Genomic DNA, 13,970 nt, shown 5'->3' on the forward strand with positions numbered 1-13,970 from the left:
ATCCCTTCCGGGCCAGGCGGAATTAAAAAATGAGCCGAAAGAAAATCTGTTAATAATTAACTGTGATTACTATCCTTAAATAAGTCAGTTACGGCTGGCTATAGTGAGAAATGGTGTACTTGAGCCGGGTATTACTTTTACCCAGCTTTCTGGCAATGTTGCTTTTGTACGCCCCGATTGTTTTTTCGCTTTTTTGCGATACTCCGGCGATTTGTGCCAGTGACCACCCGCGGGCTAGCATCATCATCACATTGAATTCGTTGGTCGTTATTTTTGTTTGTAGTTCTTTGATATTGCGTGGATTTTTTCTGTCGATGATACGAGTGATTGTTTGCAATAGCTGATCAAGACTGGTGTCCTGATCGAGGAACTGCAGGGCCATTCCGCACACTGTTTGAAAAATAGAAAAAGTGGCTTCATCGGCTAACACGATGATCGTTGTGGATGGTCGTATAGCCATGTTGCGGATAATCCTGGCATATTTTAAAAAATCTGACTTGTCAGGATTAATAATGATGCAATCCGTTTCATAAGATAGCGTTTGGACGGCAGAAAGCGTCTGGGAGGAATGGTACGCGATATCAATATATAATGATGAGCCACGTAGGATTTCTCGCATGCCTAGCCAGGGGTAAATTGAGTCACCCAAAAAAATAGCTTTAGACATAACGATCTCCTTGAAATTTTGGTGCAAGCAGTCGCCTCTTTTTTTGGTTAAAAAAGAGTTTCTCGCGATGCATGAAATGTTAATTAATTCTCGTATGCCCTAAATAATTCAAGTTACAGGAAGTCCGGGGAGAGAATTCCCTGGCGTACAGATACTATGTGGCTGAGGTGAATTAACGCAGCCAACGCATATGTAACTTGAAGTATGACGGGTATATTTCGCTCTTTGCTTTGAACGTATCCTTATTTATTCGGATATCAACAGATAATATCTGTCTTTATTTAAATCATTAACTATTCTTAAAGTGGATATTACACTTTGTTAAAATTTAAGATAAATCGTTTATATCACCTCTGTGAAGATGATTGATAGATTTCGCTTATTGATCGGCGAAGTTTTGTGTCCGTCGATTCGATAATGACAGGGGATTCCTATAGGTTTAGAAGGGGAATACTGTTAATTGTTATTAATTTCAAACAGATATGTGGTTTTCTTAACGGGGTAGGAAACAACCAGGAGAATTCTTAATCAAAGGCCGGGCAGGGAAGGAGCTAAATGTTTGGAAGGAGAAAATAGTGTTTAATTTGAATTAATGGGCTGAAAATGAAAATAATTTAGATTTATATTCTTGTTTTGTTAGTGTTTTAAGGTGTTTAATCTGAAATAAGCTTTTTGTGCTTAATCTGAAAATCAGTCTTGCAGCCGCTTTTTTGTCTGCTTTTTGTACGCGCATTTTCTCAGCCAGCCAATAGTTCTTGCTCCACTTGTTGTACCTGCATTTCCAGCGTAGTGCGGATTTCGGTCAGTGCCCGTTGCTGATCGGAGAAGTAGGCTTCTTTGTCTGTCACTGAAGTAGCAAGACGCCAGGCGTTTTCCGCTTCCAGATCGCTAATCTCTTTGAGCAGCGCATTAATTTGCTCCCTGAGCTGATGAATCTTGCTACGTAAATGCTGCAGATCGTTTAATCGATCACTTGCCATCATCGGTTCGAGTCCGCTTTGTAACTGGGTCAGCAATGCCCGAACTGCGGCCAGATCGGCATTTTGTCGTGCCTGATTAAGCTGCACCATCATCTGATGGGCTTTCTCTTTCAGGTCATCCGCTACCACGTCCGGGTGACAAAGGCGACTGGCCTGACGCCACAGGCGTTTTAACTCATTACGTTCATCCGCTGAAAGCCGCTGGTCGCGGGTGTAGCGGTGCTGCGCATCCTGCTGTTGTTCCTGATATTCATCATATTCGTGGCTGGCTTCCTCCTGTGCCTGACGGGTCGCGCTGTCGTCCTGGCGAGAAAAGTCGTTTTCCAGTTCACGAATTTCCGCCAGCAGGGCGGTGATAAGCTCAGTCTGTTGCTGAATGCGCTGGCGAGTTTCCACGGATTCGCGGGAGTCCGAACTCAGATTTACCCAGTGCTGCTTGAGTTTCGCCAGTTGATCAACGGCCTGTGAAATATAGTGCAGACAGGACTGATAATCTTTTTCGCGACGTTTTCGTTCTGCTTCCTGCTTACGTTGTGCGCTGGCGGCCAACTGCTTACGCAGTTCGAGAATTCGGCTCATTAACGGTCCGAGGCGAAGATGATACAGGTCATTGAAATCATCGAGGATTTGAATGCGCGTGTTGCGCTTATCAATCAGATCACGCAGTTGGGTTTCAAGCGCTTTCAGTTCGAGCTTACTGGCGGCAATGCCGGGGTCCTGCCACGTTGATACTGCGCGCTGGGATTGTAGCCAGTGCGTAATTTCACGCAGGGCATCGCCGAAACGCCGTTCTTCAATCGCCTGCACGATGACGCCGGGAATGACTGGCAAAGGTTCATTTTTCAGATGCGCCAGCTGCTGGAAAATAATCTCTTCATCTTCCAGTTCGATGGCGCTTTTGACGATCTCAAGTCGTTTAATGATCTTATTCATGACAGTCGTTGCCTGGCGTGGTTCAAAAACGAGTGACTGAACCACGACAGGTTCACCCGTTTGAAAATGTTGGAAAAACAGTAAAGTGCATTCTGTGGCCTGCGATGCCTTTTCGTCCAGAATAATTAACTGTAATTATGAAAAAGCGGTACTGGCGCGCACTTCTTCATGTCTTTAAACCCTCGTTTCATCTTTTTTATTCACCGGCTAATTATTCTTGATCTGATAAAGATAATGCGTATAGTTCTCATTCTCTTTTGATATTAACAATCTGCGTGAATTCTGGTAAGGATCCTGACAATGAAAAAAACAACATCCGCTCTGGCATTGTTGGCTGCCGTTGCATTGAGCGGCTGCACAGCTAACGCCACGCCAGCCAGTAACCCGCTGGCACAGGAAAAAGCAATCGCACCGGCAGCAACGGATATTCAGCAACGCGCACTGGCTGACGGCTTGTATGAAATGGCGCTGAGTCCTGCGGGTGATGCGCTGTACGTCGCCAGCGCGGAAGGGTTCAAAGATGTTCAGGGTGGGGTGGTTTACAAGCTGGATCCGCAAACGCTGAAGACCATCGGTCTGAGCCACACCGATCTGAAAAACTTTGGTATGGCTATCTCGCCAGACGGTAAAACGGTGTATGTCACCAACTCTCTGGATGGTGGTCTAAGCGCGCTGAATGCCGCAGACGGCAAAGTGAAGAATCGCGTGCTGTTCCCGGAACGTAACCCGCAAGGTTTCCCATACGGTGCGCGTCAGGTACTGCTGCATAACGGTCTGCTCTATATTGGCGCCGTTGCCGATCCGGCGGTGATCTGGGTGGTTGATGCCGAAACGCTGAAACTAAAAACCCGGATTAAAAATACCGGTAAATGGATGACCGGACTGCATTACTCAGAAATGACGCAGCGTATTTATGCGGCAAATGGCGGCGGTGAAATCCTGGTTATCAACCCGCGTACTCAGCGCGTTGAAAAACGCTGGCAGCCGCTGGGCGATAAACCCGCGTTGCTGTTGAATATGGCGGAAGACCCGCAAACCGGTCGCCTGTTTGTCACCGACAATTCCAAAGCGAAAACGACATTGGTGTTGGATATTCATACGGGCAAGCTGCTCAAACAACTGGATATCGGGGATTCTCTGGCGGTGAAATTCAATGCGAAGCGTAATGAAATCTATATTACCCAGCGTGATTCCGGAAAATTGCTTAGCCTGAACGCAACGGATTACAGCGTGAAGAAAAGCTGGGAGCTCCTCCCCAATCCAAACAGCCTGTTGCTCTCTGCTGATGGCCAAACCTTGTTTGTCACCGTGAAACAGAAATTCAATAAAGACCACTCCACCTCCGCGCCAGATAACGTGGTGCGTATTGATCTGAATAAATAATAACAACATGTTGCCGGGGCGCTCTCCGGCAACGTCGTCAGACTTTTAATGGCATGGCTATGGACAAGACTAAAACATACGCACAATTAATGAGAAAAACTGTGCTGGCCGCTACTATTGGCGCGCTTTCCGGCACGGTGAATGCTGCTGAAACCCCGACAGAAGCGGAAGATACCATTGTCGTACAGGCTGCAGAGGGACGTGATTTTAAACCCGGTGGCGATACGTTACTGCCTGCTTTCCTCGACGGCCAGGTCGCCAATGGCGGCAGGCTGGGGATGCTTGGTCAGCAAAATGCCATGGATGTGCCATTTAACGTTATAAGCTACACCTCAAAACTGGTCGAAGATCAGCAAGCTAAGACCGTAGCCGATGTTGTCGCCAATGACGCGAGCGTGCAGGCGGTGCAAGGCTACGGTAACTACGCAGAGACATACCGTATTCGCGGTCTGAAACTTGACGGCGATGATATGACCTTTGGTGGATTATCAGGTGTGCTGCCGCGCCAGGTGGTGGATACGCAGATGATCGATCGCGTTGAAATCTTTAAAGGCGCGAATGGATTGCTCAATGGCGCGGCCGGTAGCGGCGTTGGCGGAATGATTAATCTTGAACCCAAGCATGCAGACGATACGCCGATCACACGCCTTGGTATGGACTATACCAGTGACTCACAGGTGGGAACGTCGCTCGATGCCGGACGTCGTTTTGGTGACAATAACCAGGTCGGTGCCCGTGTGAATCTGTTGCATCGTGAAGGGGAGGGGGCGGTTGACGACGATAAACGTCGTACCACGCTGGCATCGCTGGGACTGGATTACCGTGGCGACCGTTTCCGCAGTTCATTAGACGTCGGGTATCAAAAAAAGACGTTTCACGGCGGTAACATGGGGATCAATGTCTACTATGTGCCATTTGTCCCCGATCTGCCGAAAAATACGCACAACTATAGCCAGAGATGGGGTTATAGCGATATTGAAAATGAGTTCGGAATGGCGCGCACGGAATATGACCTGACCGATAACTGGACCGCTTATGCTGGTTTAGGTGCGCAGCACGCGCATGAAATTGGTTTGTACAGTGCCCCGGAAATATACAACCAGGCCGGTGACGCCAAAGCCGGACGCCTTGATACCAATCGTATTATTGATGCGTTCAGCGGGATGGCAGGGCTGCGCGGGAATTTTGATACGGGTTTTGTGTCACATAAGGTTAATGTAGGCTATTCCGCCGTCACTAAAGAAGACAAAATCGCCTGGCGCATGGGGTCACGTGCCGCACGTCCGGACGTCAATATCTACGATACGCAAGCTGTAGCAAAACCAGCGGTGACGGCGACGGGAGGTAACTACAGCGATCCGTTAACCAGTGGACGTACGCGTAGCCAGGGGTGGTTACTCAGCGATACGTTGGGCGTGCTTGATGATCAGCTTCTGTTTACCGTCGGTGCCCGCCACCAAAAGGTCGTGGTACGTGATTACAACAAAGAAACAGGCGCTGAAAACGTTAAGAACAGTTTTGATGACAGCCGCTGGATGCCGACGTACGGTGTCGTATATAAGCCGTGGCAGGAACTTTCTCTTTATGCGAATCATACCGAATCGCTACAGCCTGGCAGCACCGCGCCAAGCAGTGCGGTGAACTACGGTCAAAGCACCGGAATCATCCATGCAAAACAGAATGAGGTTGGGGTCAAAACAGACTTTGGGCGTGTAGGCGGTTCACTGGCGCTGTTTGAAATCAAAATGCCGGTTGCGCAGTTGGATAGCCAGACCCGGTATTACGCAATCAACGGTGAGCAGCGTAATCGTGGCGTGGAGCTGAATGTATTTGGTGAACCGGTGTTAGGACTGCGGCTGAACGCCAGTGCAACGTGGCTGGATGCGACGCTCAGTAAAAATCAAAACGGTGTCAACAACGGTAAGACGGCAATCGGCGTACCGGACTTCTATGCGGTGCTGGGGGCTGAATATGATATTAAACCTGTTGAAGGACTCACCGCGACGGCACGGCTGAACCATTCTGGCGCTCAGTATGCCAACGCGGCAAATACCAAGAAACTCGACAGTTTTACCACACTGGATTTAGGTGTGCGTTACCGTATGTCACTCAATCAAAATCAGAACCAGATGATTTTGCGTGCAGGGGTCGATAACGTCACCAACGAGAATTACTGGTCAGGTATTGATGATACCGGGACTTATCTGTTCCAGGGCGAGCCACGCACGCTGAAGGTTTCCGTCAGTTACGACTTCTGATTTTTTTCCTGGGCCTCGGTGCGTTGGGCAAGGATGCCCGGCGTATCCAAACGATTGCGCCTTGCGACAACCAGGTTGAAATGTTAAAAGAAGCCCCTTCAATAAAAACCACACAGGGGTAGGGCGTGAAAAACGCGTCAACTGCATCTGACACCAGCGTGTCTGATGCCGCGTCGACGAATGAACCGACGCTTCAGCGGGGGTTGCAAAACCGCCATATTCAGTTAATTGCGCTGGGCGGCGCAATTGGTACAGGCTTGTTTCTGGGAATCGGCCCGGCTATTCAGATGGCGGGACCTGCTGTATTACTCGGTTACGGTGTTGCCGGGATTATCGCGTTTCTGATCATGCGTCAGCTGGGCGAAATGGTGGTTGAAGAACCCGTTTCCGGATCGTTTGCCCACTTTGCCTATAAATACTGGGGTCCGTTCGCGGGTTTCTTGTCTGGCTGGAACTACTGGGTGATGTTTGTGCTGGTTGGCATGGCAGAACTCACCGCAGCCGGAATTTATATGCAGTACTGGCTGCCTGATGTTCCAACCTGGATTTGGGCCGCGGCTTTCTTCGTGATTATCAATGCGGTCAACCTGGTCAACGTGCGTCTGTATGGCGAAACGGAATTTTGGTTTGCGCTGATCAAAGTTCTGGCGATTATCGGCATGATTGGCTTTGGTATCTGGATGCTGGTTTCCGGCAACGGCGGCGAACATGCAAGCATCGATAACCTCTGGCGTTATAACGGCTTTTTCGCGACTGGCTGGAATGGACTGATCCTGTCGTTGGCGGTGATCATGTTCTCGTTTGGTGGTCTGGAACTGATCGGAATTACCGCTGCCGAAGCGCAGGACCCGCAAAAAAGTATCCCGAAAGCGGTAAACCAGGTGGTGTATCGTATTTTGCTGTTTTACATCGGCTCATTGGTGGTGCTGTTGGCGCTGTATCCGTGGGTGGAAGTGAAATCCAACAGCAGCCCGTTTGTGATGATTTTCCATAATCTTGACAGTAACGTGGTGGCTTCTGCGCTGAACTTTGTCATCCTGGTGGCTTCGCTGTCGGTGTATAACAGTGGCGTCTACTCTAACAGCCGTATGCTGTTTGGTCTGTCGGTACAGGGAAATGCACCGAAGTTCTTAACCCGAGTCAGCCGTCGTGGCGTACCGGTAAACTCATTGATTCTGTCCGGCGCGATTACGTCGCTGGTGGTGCTGATCAACTATGTGTTGCCGCAAAAAGCCTTCAGCCTGTTGATGGCGCTGGTGGTTGCGACGCTGCTATTGAACTGGATTATGATCTGTCTGGCACACCTGCGTTTCCGGGCGGCAATGCGTCGTAAGGGGCGTGATACTCAGTTTAAAGCGTTGTTGTATCCAGCGGGTAACTACGTGTGCATCGCCTTCCTTGGTATGATTCTGGTGCTGATGTGCACCATGGATGATATGCGCCTGTCCGCTATCCTGCTGCCGGTGTGGATCCTGTTCCTGTTCGTGGCCTTCAAACTGCTGCGTCGCAAGTCCCGCTAATATCTAACCGATCTCATCCTGGTGATGAGATCGGTCCTTTCTTCATGCTACCGATTAACGCTGAAAGACACCTGCCAGGGCGCGAATATCATTTCCGGTAGGGGATTGATGAATGCGTAAACCAAACTCTTCGACGACGGCAAAAATATGGTCGAAGATATCAGCCTGAATACTTTCATATTCCAGCCACACCACCGTATTGGTAAACGCATAAATTTCAATCGGTAAACCGTGGTCATCTGGTGCAAGTTGGCGCACCATTAATGTCATATCTTTGCGAATACGCGGGTGGTGGCGTAAATATTCGTTCAGATAAGCGCGGAAGGTGCCGATATTGGTCATCTGGCGATGATTCAATACGGACTCAGGCGCATCTAATTGCTGGTTCCACTCGCTGATTTCCTGGTGACGCGTGGTTAAATAGGGTTTCAGCAGATGCGCTTTATGCAATCGCTGGCGTTCATCTTCATCAAGAAAATGAATGCTGGTGGCATCGATGCTGATGCTGCGTTTAATTCTCCGACCACCGGAAGCCGACATCCCGCTCCAGTTTTTAAACGAGTCTGATACCAACGACCAGGTGGGGATCGTGGTGATGGTATTATCCCAGTTGCGCACTTTTACGGTGGTTAAGCCAATATCAATAACCGCACCATCTGCGCCGTATTTCGGCATTTCCAGCCAGTCGCCAAGCTTAAGCATGTCGTTGGCTGAAAGCTGTATTCCGGCCACCAGGCCGAGAATCGGGTCTTTAAACACCAGCATTAATACGGCAGCCATGGCACCCAGACCGCTTATCAGTATTGCCGGCGATTGGCCTATCAGCAGGGAAATCATCAGGATCCCGACGAGGATGGCGGCAATCAGTTTGATACCCTGAAATATACCTTTCAAGGGTAACTGGGATGCGGCAGGGAGTTTTTGCGACAGGTTGAGAATAACGTCCAGCAGAGAAAACAGGGACAGCAGGGCGTACATCATGATCCACAGCTGTGCGCAAGTCACTAATATATCTGCCGCTTCACTGCCTTTTTGTAGCCAGAGTGTGGCCTGTATATTGACGATGATACCTTGTAGCGTAAACGCCAGACGGTGGAATAATTTGTTCTGCGTGATAATTTGCAACCACAGACGGGAACTGGTGCTGGCACGTTTTTCAAATGCGCGTAATACCACCCAGTGCAAAATAACGTGAACAATAATGGCGGTGATAAAAATAATGCCAAAAATCATCACCAGCGAGGTGGTGTGATTTATTTCAATGCCGAGTTCTTCTACCTGAGATATCAATTCCTGCATAATGTCTCCTTAATAAACAGCGGTCTATGATGACCGCTGCGTGGAGCTTATGCAAATATGGGGATCAGACTTCTGTCAGCGTCGTTTCTTGCGGCAGACGTGATTTTGGCAGGGCGGCGTTGAAGTCTTCTACGCTGTGATGACCCACCGGGACCACGACAACGCTGGTGTAACCTTTTTCTTTCAGACCAAACTCTGCATCCATCACTGCCGCATCAAAGCCTTCAATCGGCACTGCATCCAGACCCATTGCTGCAACGCCCAGCAGGAAGTTACCGACGTTCAGGTACACCTGTTTTGCCATCCAGTGGTTGTCATCTTTCAGTTCTTTGCGATGCATATCAGCAAAGAAGGTACGACCTTTGTGGTTTGCGGCTTTGGCTTCAGGGGTGGCGAAGCGTCCATCGCGCTCTTCTTGATCCACCACGCGCTCCAGCCACGCATCGTCCATCGCCGTTTTGGCGCAGAACACCACGACGTGGGAAGCATCCAGCATTTTACGTTCGTTGAACACGAAGCCGCCGGCTGCGGATTTAGCCACCCGCGCTTTTCCCTCGTCAGTGCTGGCAACGATAAAGTGCCATGGCTGAGAGTTGGTACTGGACGGACTAAACTGCAGCAGTGTTTTTAATTTTTCGGCCTGCTCAGCGGTCAGTTTTTTAGTCGGATCGAATGCCTTAGTGGAGTAACGTTTTAAGGCGACAGAAACAATATCCATAACTACTCCTGGTGGTTTTTTATACCCTGCGGGTACGTTTTGTTTCAGCAGGGTACAGGGTTAGCGGGAAAATGATAAGACCGAAAAATGCAAAAACACTTATCGACGCTAACGATAAATCAGCCAGGCCGCAGGCGTTTTTGATCCCGCTTAGGCAGGCCGTCTACCACCCGATGCCATGAGTCGTTCACCAGGTCAGTCAGTAATGACTCGCTAATATCATCGCCGGGGTAGACGGATATCCAGTGCTTTTTATTCATGTGATAGCCCGGTTCGATACTGCGGTAAATCTGCTGATTCAGCAGTGATTTTTGTGGGTCTGATTTCAAATTAACCAACGGACGACCGCGCTGCTCTGAGACAATCATAAAAATCTTACCGCCGACTTTGAAGACATCGTATTCCGGGCCGAACGGCCAGCATTGCTCAGTAAAAGGCAGTTCGAGCGCAATACGTTTAGCACAAGCATGCAGCGTTTGGCCGTCCATTATTTTTCCTCGCGGGTCAGTGCGCGCCACATGGCCTCAAACCCCATCGAAATATATTCATTCGCGCGGGCAGGATCGCGGGCGGCAAATTCCATGGTTGTTTCTGCCAGTGAAAGAAAAAGCCCATCACCGAAGGCACGATATTCGTCAGACATAAATTCAGGGCGAACGGAACGATGACATAAATCGCGCAGTTCCGGGAACATATCATCAGCCTGCTGTTCGGTTTCTTTGCTGATCTTTTCGCTGACGGCCAGTTGGCGGATAGTGCGATGTCCACAAGTATGGTCCAGACCCCAACTGATGTAGCTGTTCCAGATGTAGTGAGTCATGGTTTTGGCATCGGTCACTGAGCGATCCAGATTTGCCATCATTGACTGGCAGAGGTCTTGCTTTAAATGGAGGTAAAGCTCGTTGATCAGATCATCTTTTGTTGCGAAATAGCGAAACAATGTTCCCTCTGCGACACCTGCATTGCGGGCAATTACGGCGGTAGAGGCCGCAATGCCTGATTGTGCAAATGCTGCGGTTGCAGCTTCCAGTAATGCCTGTTTTTTGTCTTCACTCTTCGGACGAGCCACTACACTTTACCCCTAAGTCTGTAAAAAAATAGGATTGAATCACGGCCTTTGCAGCACCGCAACGGCGAATGTCAAAGATTGAAAATCATCTTGACGACAAACTTTCGATTTCTATAATGAGTGCTTACTCACTCATAATCAAGAGTCAGTCGCGCAACCCAGCGGAAAGGGGGCGCGTTTAAGGTCAGGATATGAAGCGTCTCACAGTTTGTGTGGTTGTTATTATGCTCATTGCCGCAGCAGCAAGTTTACCGTTTGTCCTCAATGCCGGATTTGGTCAGGCGCCGCAAGGAGCACAACTGAGTCAGGTTGAACAGTCGCCACACTATCGTGATGGACAGTTTCATAATCAGGTCCCGACCCCGGGCTATACCGGCAACAAAGGTATGCTGGCGGCCTGGTGGGAGTTTCTGATCGCGAAGCGAGAAAACGCGCGACCCGCGCAGCCGTTACCACTGGTTGCGACCGATCTCGCCAGTTTATCGCCAGAGCAGGATACCCTTGTCTGGCTGGGACATTCCTCGTGGTATTTACAGTTGGCGGGCCAGCGTATTCTTATTGATCCGGTGTTGAGCAATTATGCCGCACCGTTTTCATTCCTGAATAAAGCTTTTGCTGGTGAGTATCCGTGGACCGCGCAGACGATGCCGGAGATCGATCTTCTTATTATCTCGCATGATCATTATGACCATCTGGATCTTGCCACCATCAAGGCCCTGATGCCGAAGATTAAGCGCGTGATTACGCCACTTGGCGTGGGATCGCACCTGCGTTACTGGGGAATGAACAGCGAGATTATTGAGGAACGTGACTGGAATCAATCCGTCAAAGTGACGGACTCGCTGATCGTCCATGTCCTGCCGGCCCGCCATTTTTCTGGCCGGGGGATTAAACGTAACCAAACGCTGTGGGCCAGTTTCATGTTTGAAACGCCGGAACAGAACGTTTACTACAGCGGTGACTCCGGCTACGGGCCGCATTTTAAAGCGATTGGCGAGCAGTTTGGCAAGGTCGATTTGGCAATCATGGAAAATGGTCAGTATGACCAGGACTGGAAGTTCATTCATATGATGCCGGAAGAAACCGCCCAGGCCGCGGCCGATCTCCACGCGAAAGCGGTATTACCCGGACATGCGGGTCGCTTCGTTCTGGCAAAACACACCTGGGATGATCCCTACAAAAGACTGGCACTTGCCAGTCGCCGCCAACATTACCGATTGCTGACGCCGATGCTGGGTGAGCCGGTAGCACTGTCCGAACCGGACCAACAGTTTACGGCCTGGTGGCAGCAGGCAACGCAATGAACAGAGGGGAGAGCATGATGACGATTTCTGCTCAGGTAATTGATACGATTGTTGAATGGATTGATGATAATTTGAACCAACCCTTGCGCATTGATGATATTGCGCGCCATGCGGGGTATTCAAAATGGCATCTGCAACGCCTTTTTCTGCAGTACAAAGGCGAGAGCCTCGGGCGTTATATCCGTGAACGTAAGCTATTATTAGCGGCACGCGATCTGCGAGATACCGACCAAAAAGTTTACGATATCTGTCTGAAGTATGGCTTCGATTCGCAGCAGACTTTCACGCGTATTTTTACCCGTACGTTTAGCCAGCCGCCTGGGGCGTATCGTAAAGAAAATCACAGCCGCACACATTAACGGTATACGGGTTCTCGCGGGTCTATTCTGCCAGCGAGAACCAACGCCGCCAGATGAAGCGCAGTACAAAATATTCAATCACCCCGAGAAGCAAGAACCACAGACAAAACAACAAAGTATAAAACTGATTAAGATCCATTAAATGAAAGGTTGTGACTAACTTTTGCGCCAACGCCAGGCCAAGCGAAGGGGCGGGCAGCAGCAGGCAGGAAAGCAGAGCCAACAGCAGTATCCCGGCGGCGGTCATCAGTGATTCAAGCGGGTGTTTCATGGCATTGTTAAACTTGAGTTAAAAAGCCATTGTCCGGGATCTCGTTGGTTAACGCAAACGTCGCGCTTAATGCCCCGCCCAGATCTCACAGTGTTTTTTCACCAGTCCACTCAGCGAGCCACCGTTTGCCACAAAATCACGCATGTGCCGCACCTCATTGTGACCCTTTTTCACCTGCTGATGTAAGGTGTGAACGGCACTCGCTGCCCCCACTTTTTCAGCCGACGCAGTGACAGTGTTCAGTAAGCGTAGCGTGTCATCCGCCAGGCAGTGGTGATCCCCGGTATTCACGTCGGTGAGTATTCCTTCCATACCAAAACGACAGGCCTGAAAACGGTTGAACTTGTACAACAGATAATCATTTTCCTGATGCCTGAATGGCCGTTCGGTGAGTAACCAGTGGGCGGTAGCCTGAATTAGACCGGCTATGTTGAGAGCATGCTCAAGGGTCAGCGGGGTATCCATCACCCGTACCTCTACCGTGCCAAAATGCGGACTGGGGCGGATGTCCCAGTGCAAATCTTTAATGCTGTCAATCATGCTGGTATACGCCAGTCGGCGAAAGAGCCTGGTAAATTCCTGCCAGTTGCTTACCCACGGCATCGGGCCATTATCGGGAAATCCGGAGAAAATGTTCAGCCGTGCGCAGGCAAAGCGTGTATCGGCAGCCTGCATATAGGGTGAGGCCGCAGAGAGCGCAATAAAGTGGGGGACAAATCGCGACAGGCCGTGCAGCAGGTAAATCGCATCGTCACCGTTGGCACAACCGATATGAACATGCTGACCGAAAACCGTTGCCTGCTGAATAAGGTAGCCGAAGTTCTCCAGGTTCCGCCGATAGCGTTCGTCATCACACACTTCCTGACGCTGCCATGTCTGAAATGGGTGCGTACCACCACCGCAGATTTCGAGGTGAAGCGTTTGGGCTGCGCGCAAAACAAGGTGTTGTATGGTGGAAAACTGCGCGGCCGCCTGGTCAACATTGCAACACACCCCGGTCGCCATTTCCAGCATACTTTCGGTGATATCGTGCTTCACCTCGCCGACAGTGAGTTCTGACTTCACGGCGTCAATCAACCTGGACGCGTCCTGACTCAGATCGTAGCCCGGAGGATTGATTACCTGCATTTCCAGTTCAATACCTAGCGTAAAGGGGTCTGAGACATGAAAATCGGGAAGTGACATAGTGTTCCCCTGAGCGTTGATTTT

The 13,970-nt window shown here is 49.9% G+C and carries 13 protein-coding genes; 5 read left to right on the forward strand and 8 right to left on the reverse strand.

Annotated elements, in window-relative coordinates; all coding sequences use genetic code 11:
* Positions 1–88: 88 nt before the first annotated feature.
* Together AL515_RS07815 and AL515_RS07820 are read right to left on the reverse strand one after the other, a co-directional pair.
* On the reverse strand, positions 89–667 hold the full coding sequence (locus AL515_RS07815) for a helix-turn-helix transcriptional regulator (RefSeq protein WP_061067473.1): 579 nt from the start codon (positions 665–667) through the stop codon (positions 89–91).
* Positions 668–1,404: 737 nt separating this feature from the next.
* A complete protein-coding gene (locus tag AL515_RS07820) occupies positions 1,405–2,580 on the reverse strand; it encodes a DnaJ family molecular chaperone (RefSeq protein WP_061067474.1) in 1,176 nt (391 codons plus the stop codon).
* Between the two features lie 300 nt (positions 2,581–2,880).
* On the opposite strand from AL515_RS07820, the gene AL515_RS07825 reads away from it, so the two are divergent.
* From AL515_RS07825 to pheP, 3 genes are all read left to right on the forward strand, one after another.
* Entirely contained in the window at positions 2,881–3,963 is a 1,083-nt protein-coding gene (locus tag AL515_RS07825; RefSeq protein WP_061067475.1) for a YncE family protein, read from the forward strand.
* A gap of 59 nt (positions 3,964–4,022) precedes the next feature.
* Entirely contained in the window at positions 4,023–6,221 is a 2,199-nt protein-coding gene (locus AL515_RS07830) for a TonB-dependent receptor (protein WP_061067476.1), read from the forward strand.
* A gap of 125 nt (positions 6,222–6,346) precedes the next feature.
* Positions 6,347–7,741: a phenylalanine transporter gene (gene pheP / locus AL515_RS07835; protein ID WP_061067477.1), complete on the forward strand. Its 1,395-nt coding sequence runs from the start codon at positions 6,347–6,349 to the stop codon at positions 7,739–7,741.
* Positions 7,742–7,795: 54 nt separating this feature from the next.
* Here the strand turns inward: pheP and AL515_RS07840 are convergent, their stop codons facing one another.
* The 4 genes from AL515_RS07840 to AL515_RS07855 all read right to left on the reverse strand — a co-directional run bounded on the left by AL515_RS07840 (position 7,796) and on the right by AL515_RS07855 (position 10,827).
* Positions 7,796–9,040, reverse strand: a complete 1,245-nt coding sequence (locus tag AL515_RS07840; protein WP_061067478.1) for a mechanosensitive ion channel family protein — start codon at positions 9,038–9,040, stop codon at positions 7,796–7,798.
* Between the two features lie 64 nt (positions 9,041–9,104).
* On the reverse strand, positions 9,105–9,758 hold the full coding sequence (nfsB, locus tag AL515_RS07845; protein WP_061067479.1) for an oxygen-insensitive NAD(P)H nitroreductase: 654 nt from the start codon (positions 9,756–9,758) through the stop codon (positions 9,105–9,107).
* A 119-nt stretch (positions 9,759–9,877) separates the two neighbouring features.
* Positions 9,878–10,246 (reverse strand): MmcQ/YjbR family DNA-binding protein, encoded by a 369-nt coding sequence (locus AL515_RS07850; RefSeq protein WP_048212349.1) that lies wholly within the window; start codon positions 10,244–10,246, stop codon positions 9,878–9,880.
* The gene (locus tag AL515_RS07855; protein WP_048212348.1) at positions 10,246–10,827 is read right to left on the reverse strand and encodes a TetR/AcrR family transcriptional regulator; all 582 of its coding nucleotides are present in this window, start codon (positions 10,825–10,827) and stop codon (positions 10,246–10,248) included. Before AL515_RS07855 ends, AL515_RS07850 begins: the two co-directional genes overlap by 1 nt.
* A gap of 191 nt (positions 10,828–11,018) precedes the next feature.
* Between AL515_RS07855 and AL515_RS07860 the strand changes: the two genes are divergently transcribed.
* On the forward strand, positions 11,019–12,131 hold the full coding sequence (locus AL515_RS07860) for an MBL fold metallo-hydrolase (RefSeq protein ID WP_061067480.1): 1,113 nt from the start codon (positions 11,019–11,021) through the stop codon (positions 12,129–12,131).
* A gap of 17 nt (positions 12,132–12,148) precedes the next feature.
* Positions 12,149–12,490, forward strand: a complete 342-nt coding sequence (locus tag AL515_RS07865) for a RamA family antibiotic efflux transcriptional regulator (RefSeq protein WP_005122005.1) — start codon at positions 12,149–12,151, stop codon at positions 12,488–12,490.
* Between the two features lie 22 nt (positions 12,491–12,512).
* Here AL515_RS07865 and AL515_RS07870 read toward each other — a convergent pair whose 3' ends face one another.
* Positions 12,513–12,761, reverse strand: coding sequence for a DUF1158 family protein (locus AL515_RS07870; RefSeq protein WP_061067481.1), 249 nt, complete (start codon positions 12,759–12,761; stop codon positions 12,513–12,515).
* Positions 12,762–12,827: 66 nt separating this feature from the next.
* Entirely contained in the window at positions 12,828–13,946 is a 1,119-nt protein-coding gene (locus AL515_RS07875) for a YbdK family carboxylate-amine ligase (protein WP_061067482.1), read from the reverse strand.
* Positions 13,947–13,970 lie beyond the last annotated feature (24 nt).

The sequence above is a fragment of the Citrobacter sp. FDAARGOS_156 genome (assembly GCF_001559235.2).
Taxonomy (GTDB): Bacteria; Pseudomonadota; Gammaproteobacteria; order Enterobacterales; family Enterobacteriaceae; genus Citrobacter; species Citrobacter youngae.

Bases quoted from the DNA above. Each gene is read 5' to 3' on its own strand.
- AL515_RS07815 (WP_061067473.1), bottom strand. From the start codon at position 667: ATGTCTAAAGCTATTTTTTTGGGTGACTCAATTTACCCCTGGCTAGGC.
- AL515_RS07820 (WP_061067474.1), bottom strand. From the start codon at position 2,580: ATGAATAAGATCATTAAACGACTTGAGATCGTCAAAAGCGCCATCGAA.
- AL515_RS07825 (WP_061067475.1), top strand. From the start codon at position 2,881: ATGAAAAAAACAACATCCGCTCTGGCATTGTTGGCTGCCGTTGCATTG.
- AL515_RS07830 (WP_061067476.1), top strand. From the start codon at position 4,023: ATGGACAAGACTAAAACATACGCACAATTAATGAGAAAAACTGTGCTG.
- AL515_RS07840 (WP_061067478.1), bottom strand. From the start codon at position 9,040: ATGCAGGAATTGATATCTCAGGTAGAAGAACTCGGCATTGAAATAAAT.
- nfsB (WP_061067479.1), bottom strand. From the start codon at position 9,758: ATGGATATTGTTTCTGTCGCCTTAAAACGTTACTCCACTAAGGCATTC.
- AL515_RS07850 (WP_048212349.1), bottom strand. From the start codon at position 10,246: ATGGACGGCCAAACGCTGCATGCTTGTGCTAAACGTATTGCGCTCGAA.
- AL515_RS07860 (WP_061067480.1), top strand. From the start codon at position 11,019: ATGAAGCGTCTCACAGTTTGTGTGGTTGTTATTATGCTCATTGCCGCA.
- AL515_RS07865 (WP_005122005.1), top strand. From the start codon at position 12,149: ATGACGATTTCTGCTCAGGTAATTGATACGATTGTTGAATGGATTGAT.
- AL515_RS07870 (WP_061067481.1), bottom strand. From the start codon at position 12,761: ATGAAACACCCGCTTGAATCACTGATGACCGCCGCCGGGATACTGCTG.
- AL515_RS07875 (WP_061067482.1), bottom strand. From the start codon at position 13,946: ATGTCACTTCCCGATTTTCATGTCTCAGACCCCTTTACGCTAGGTATT.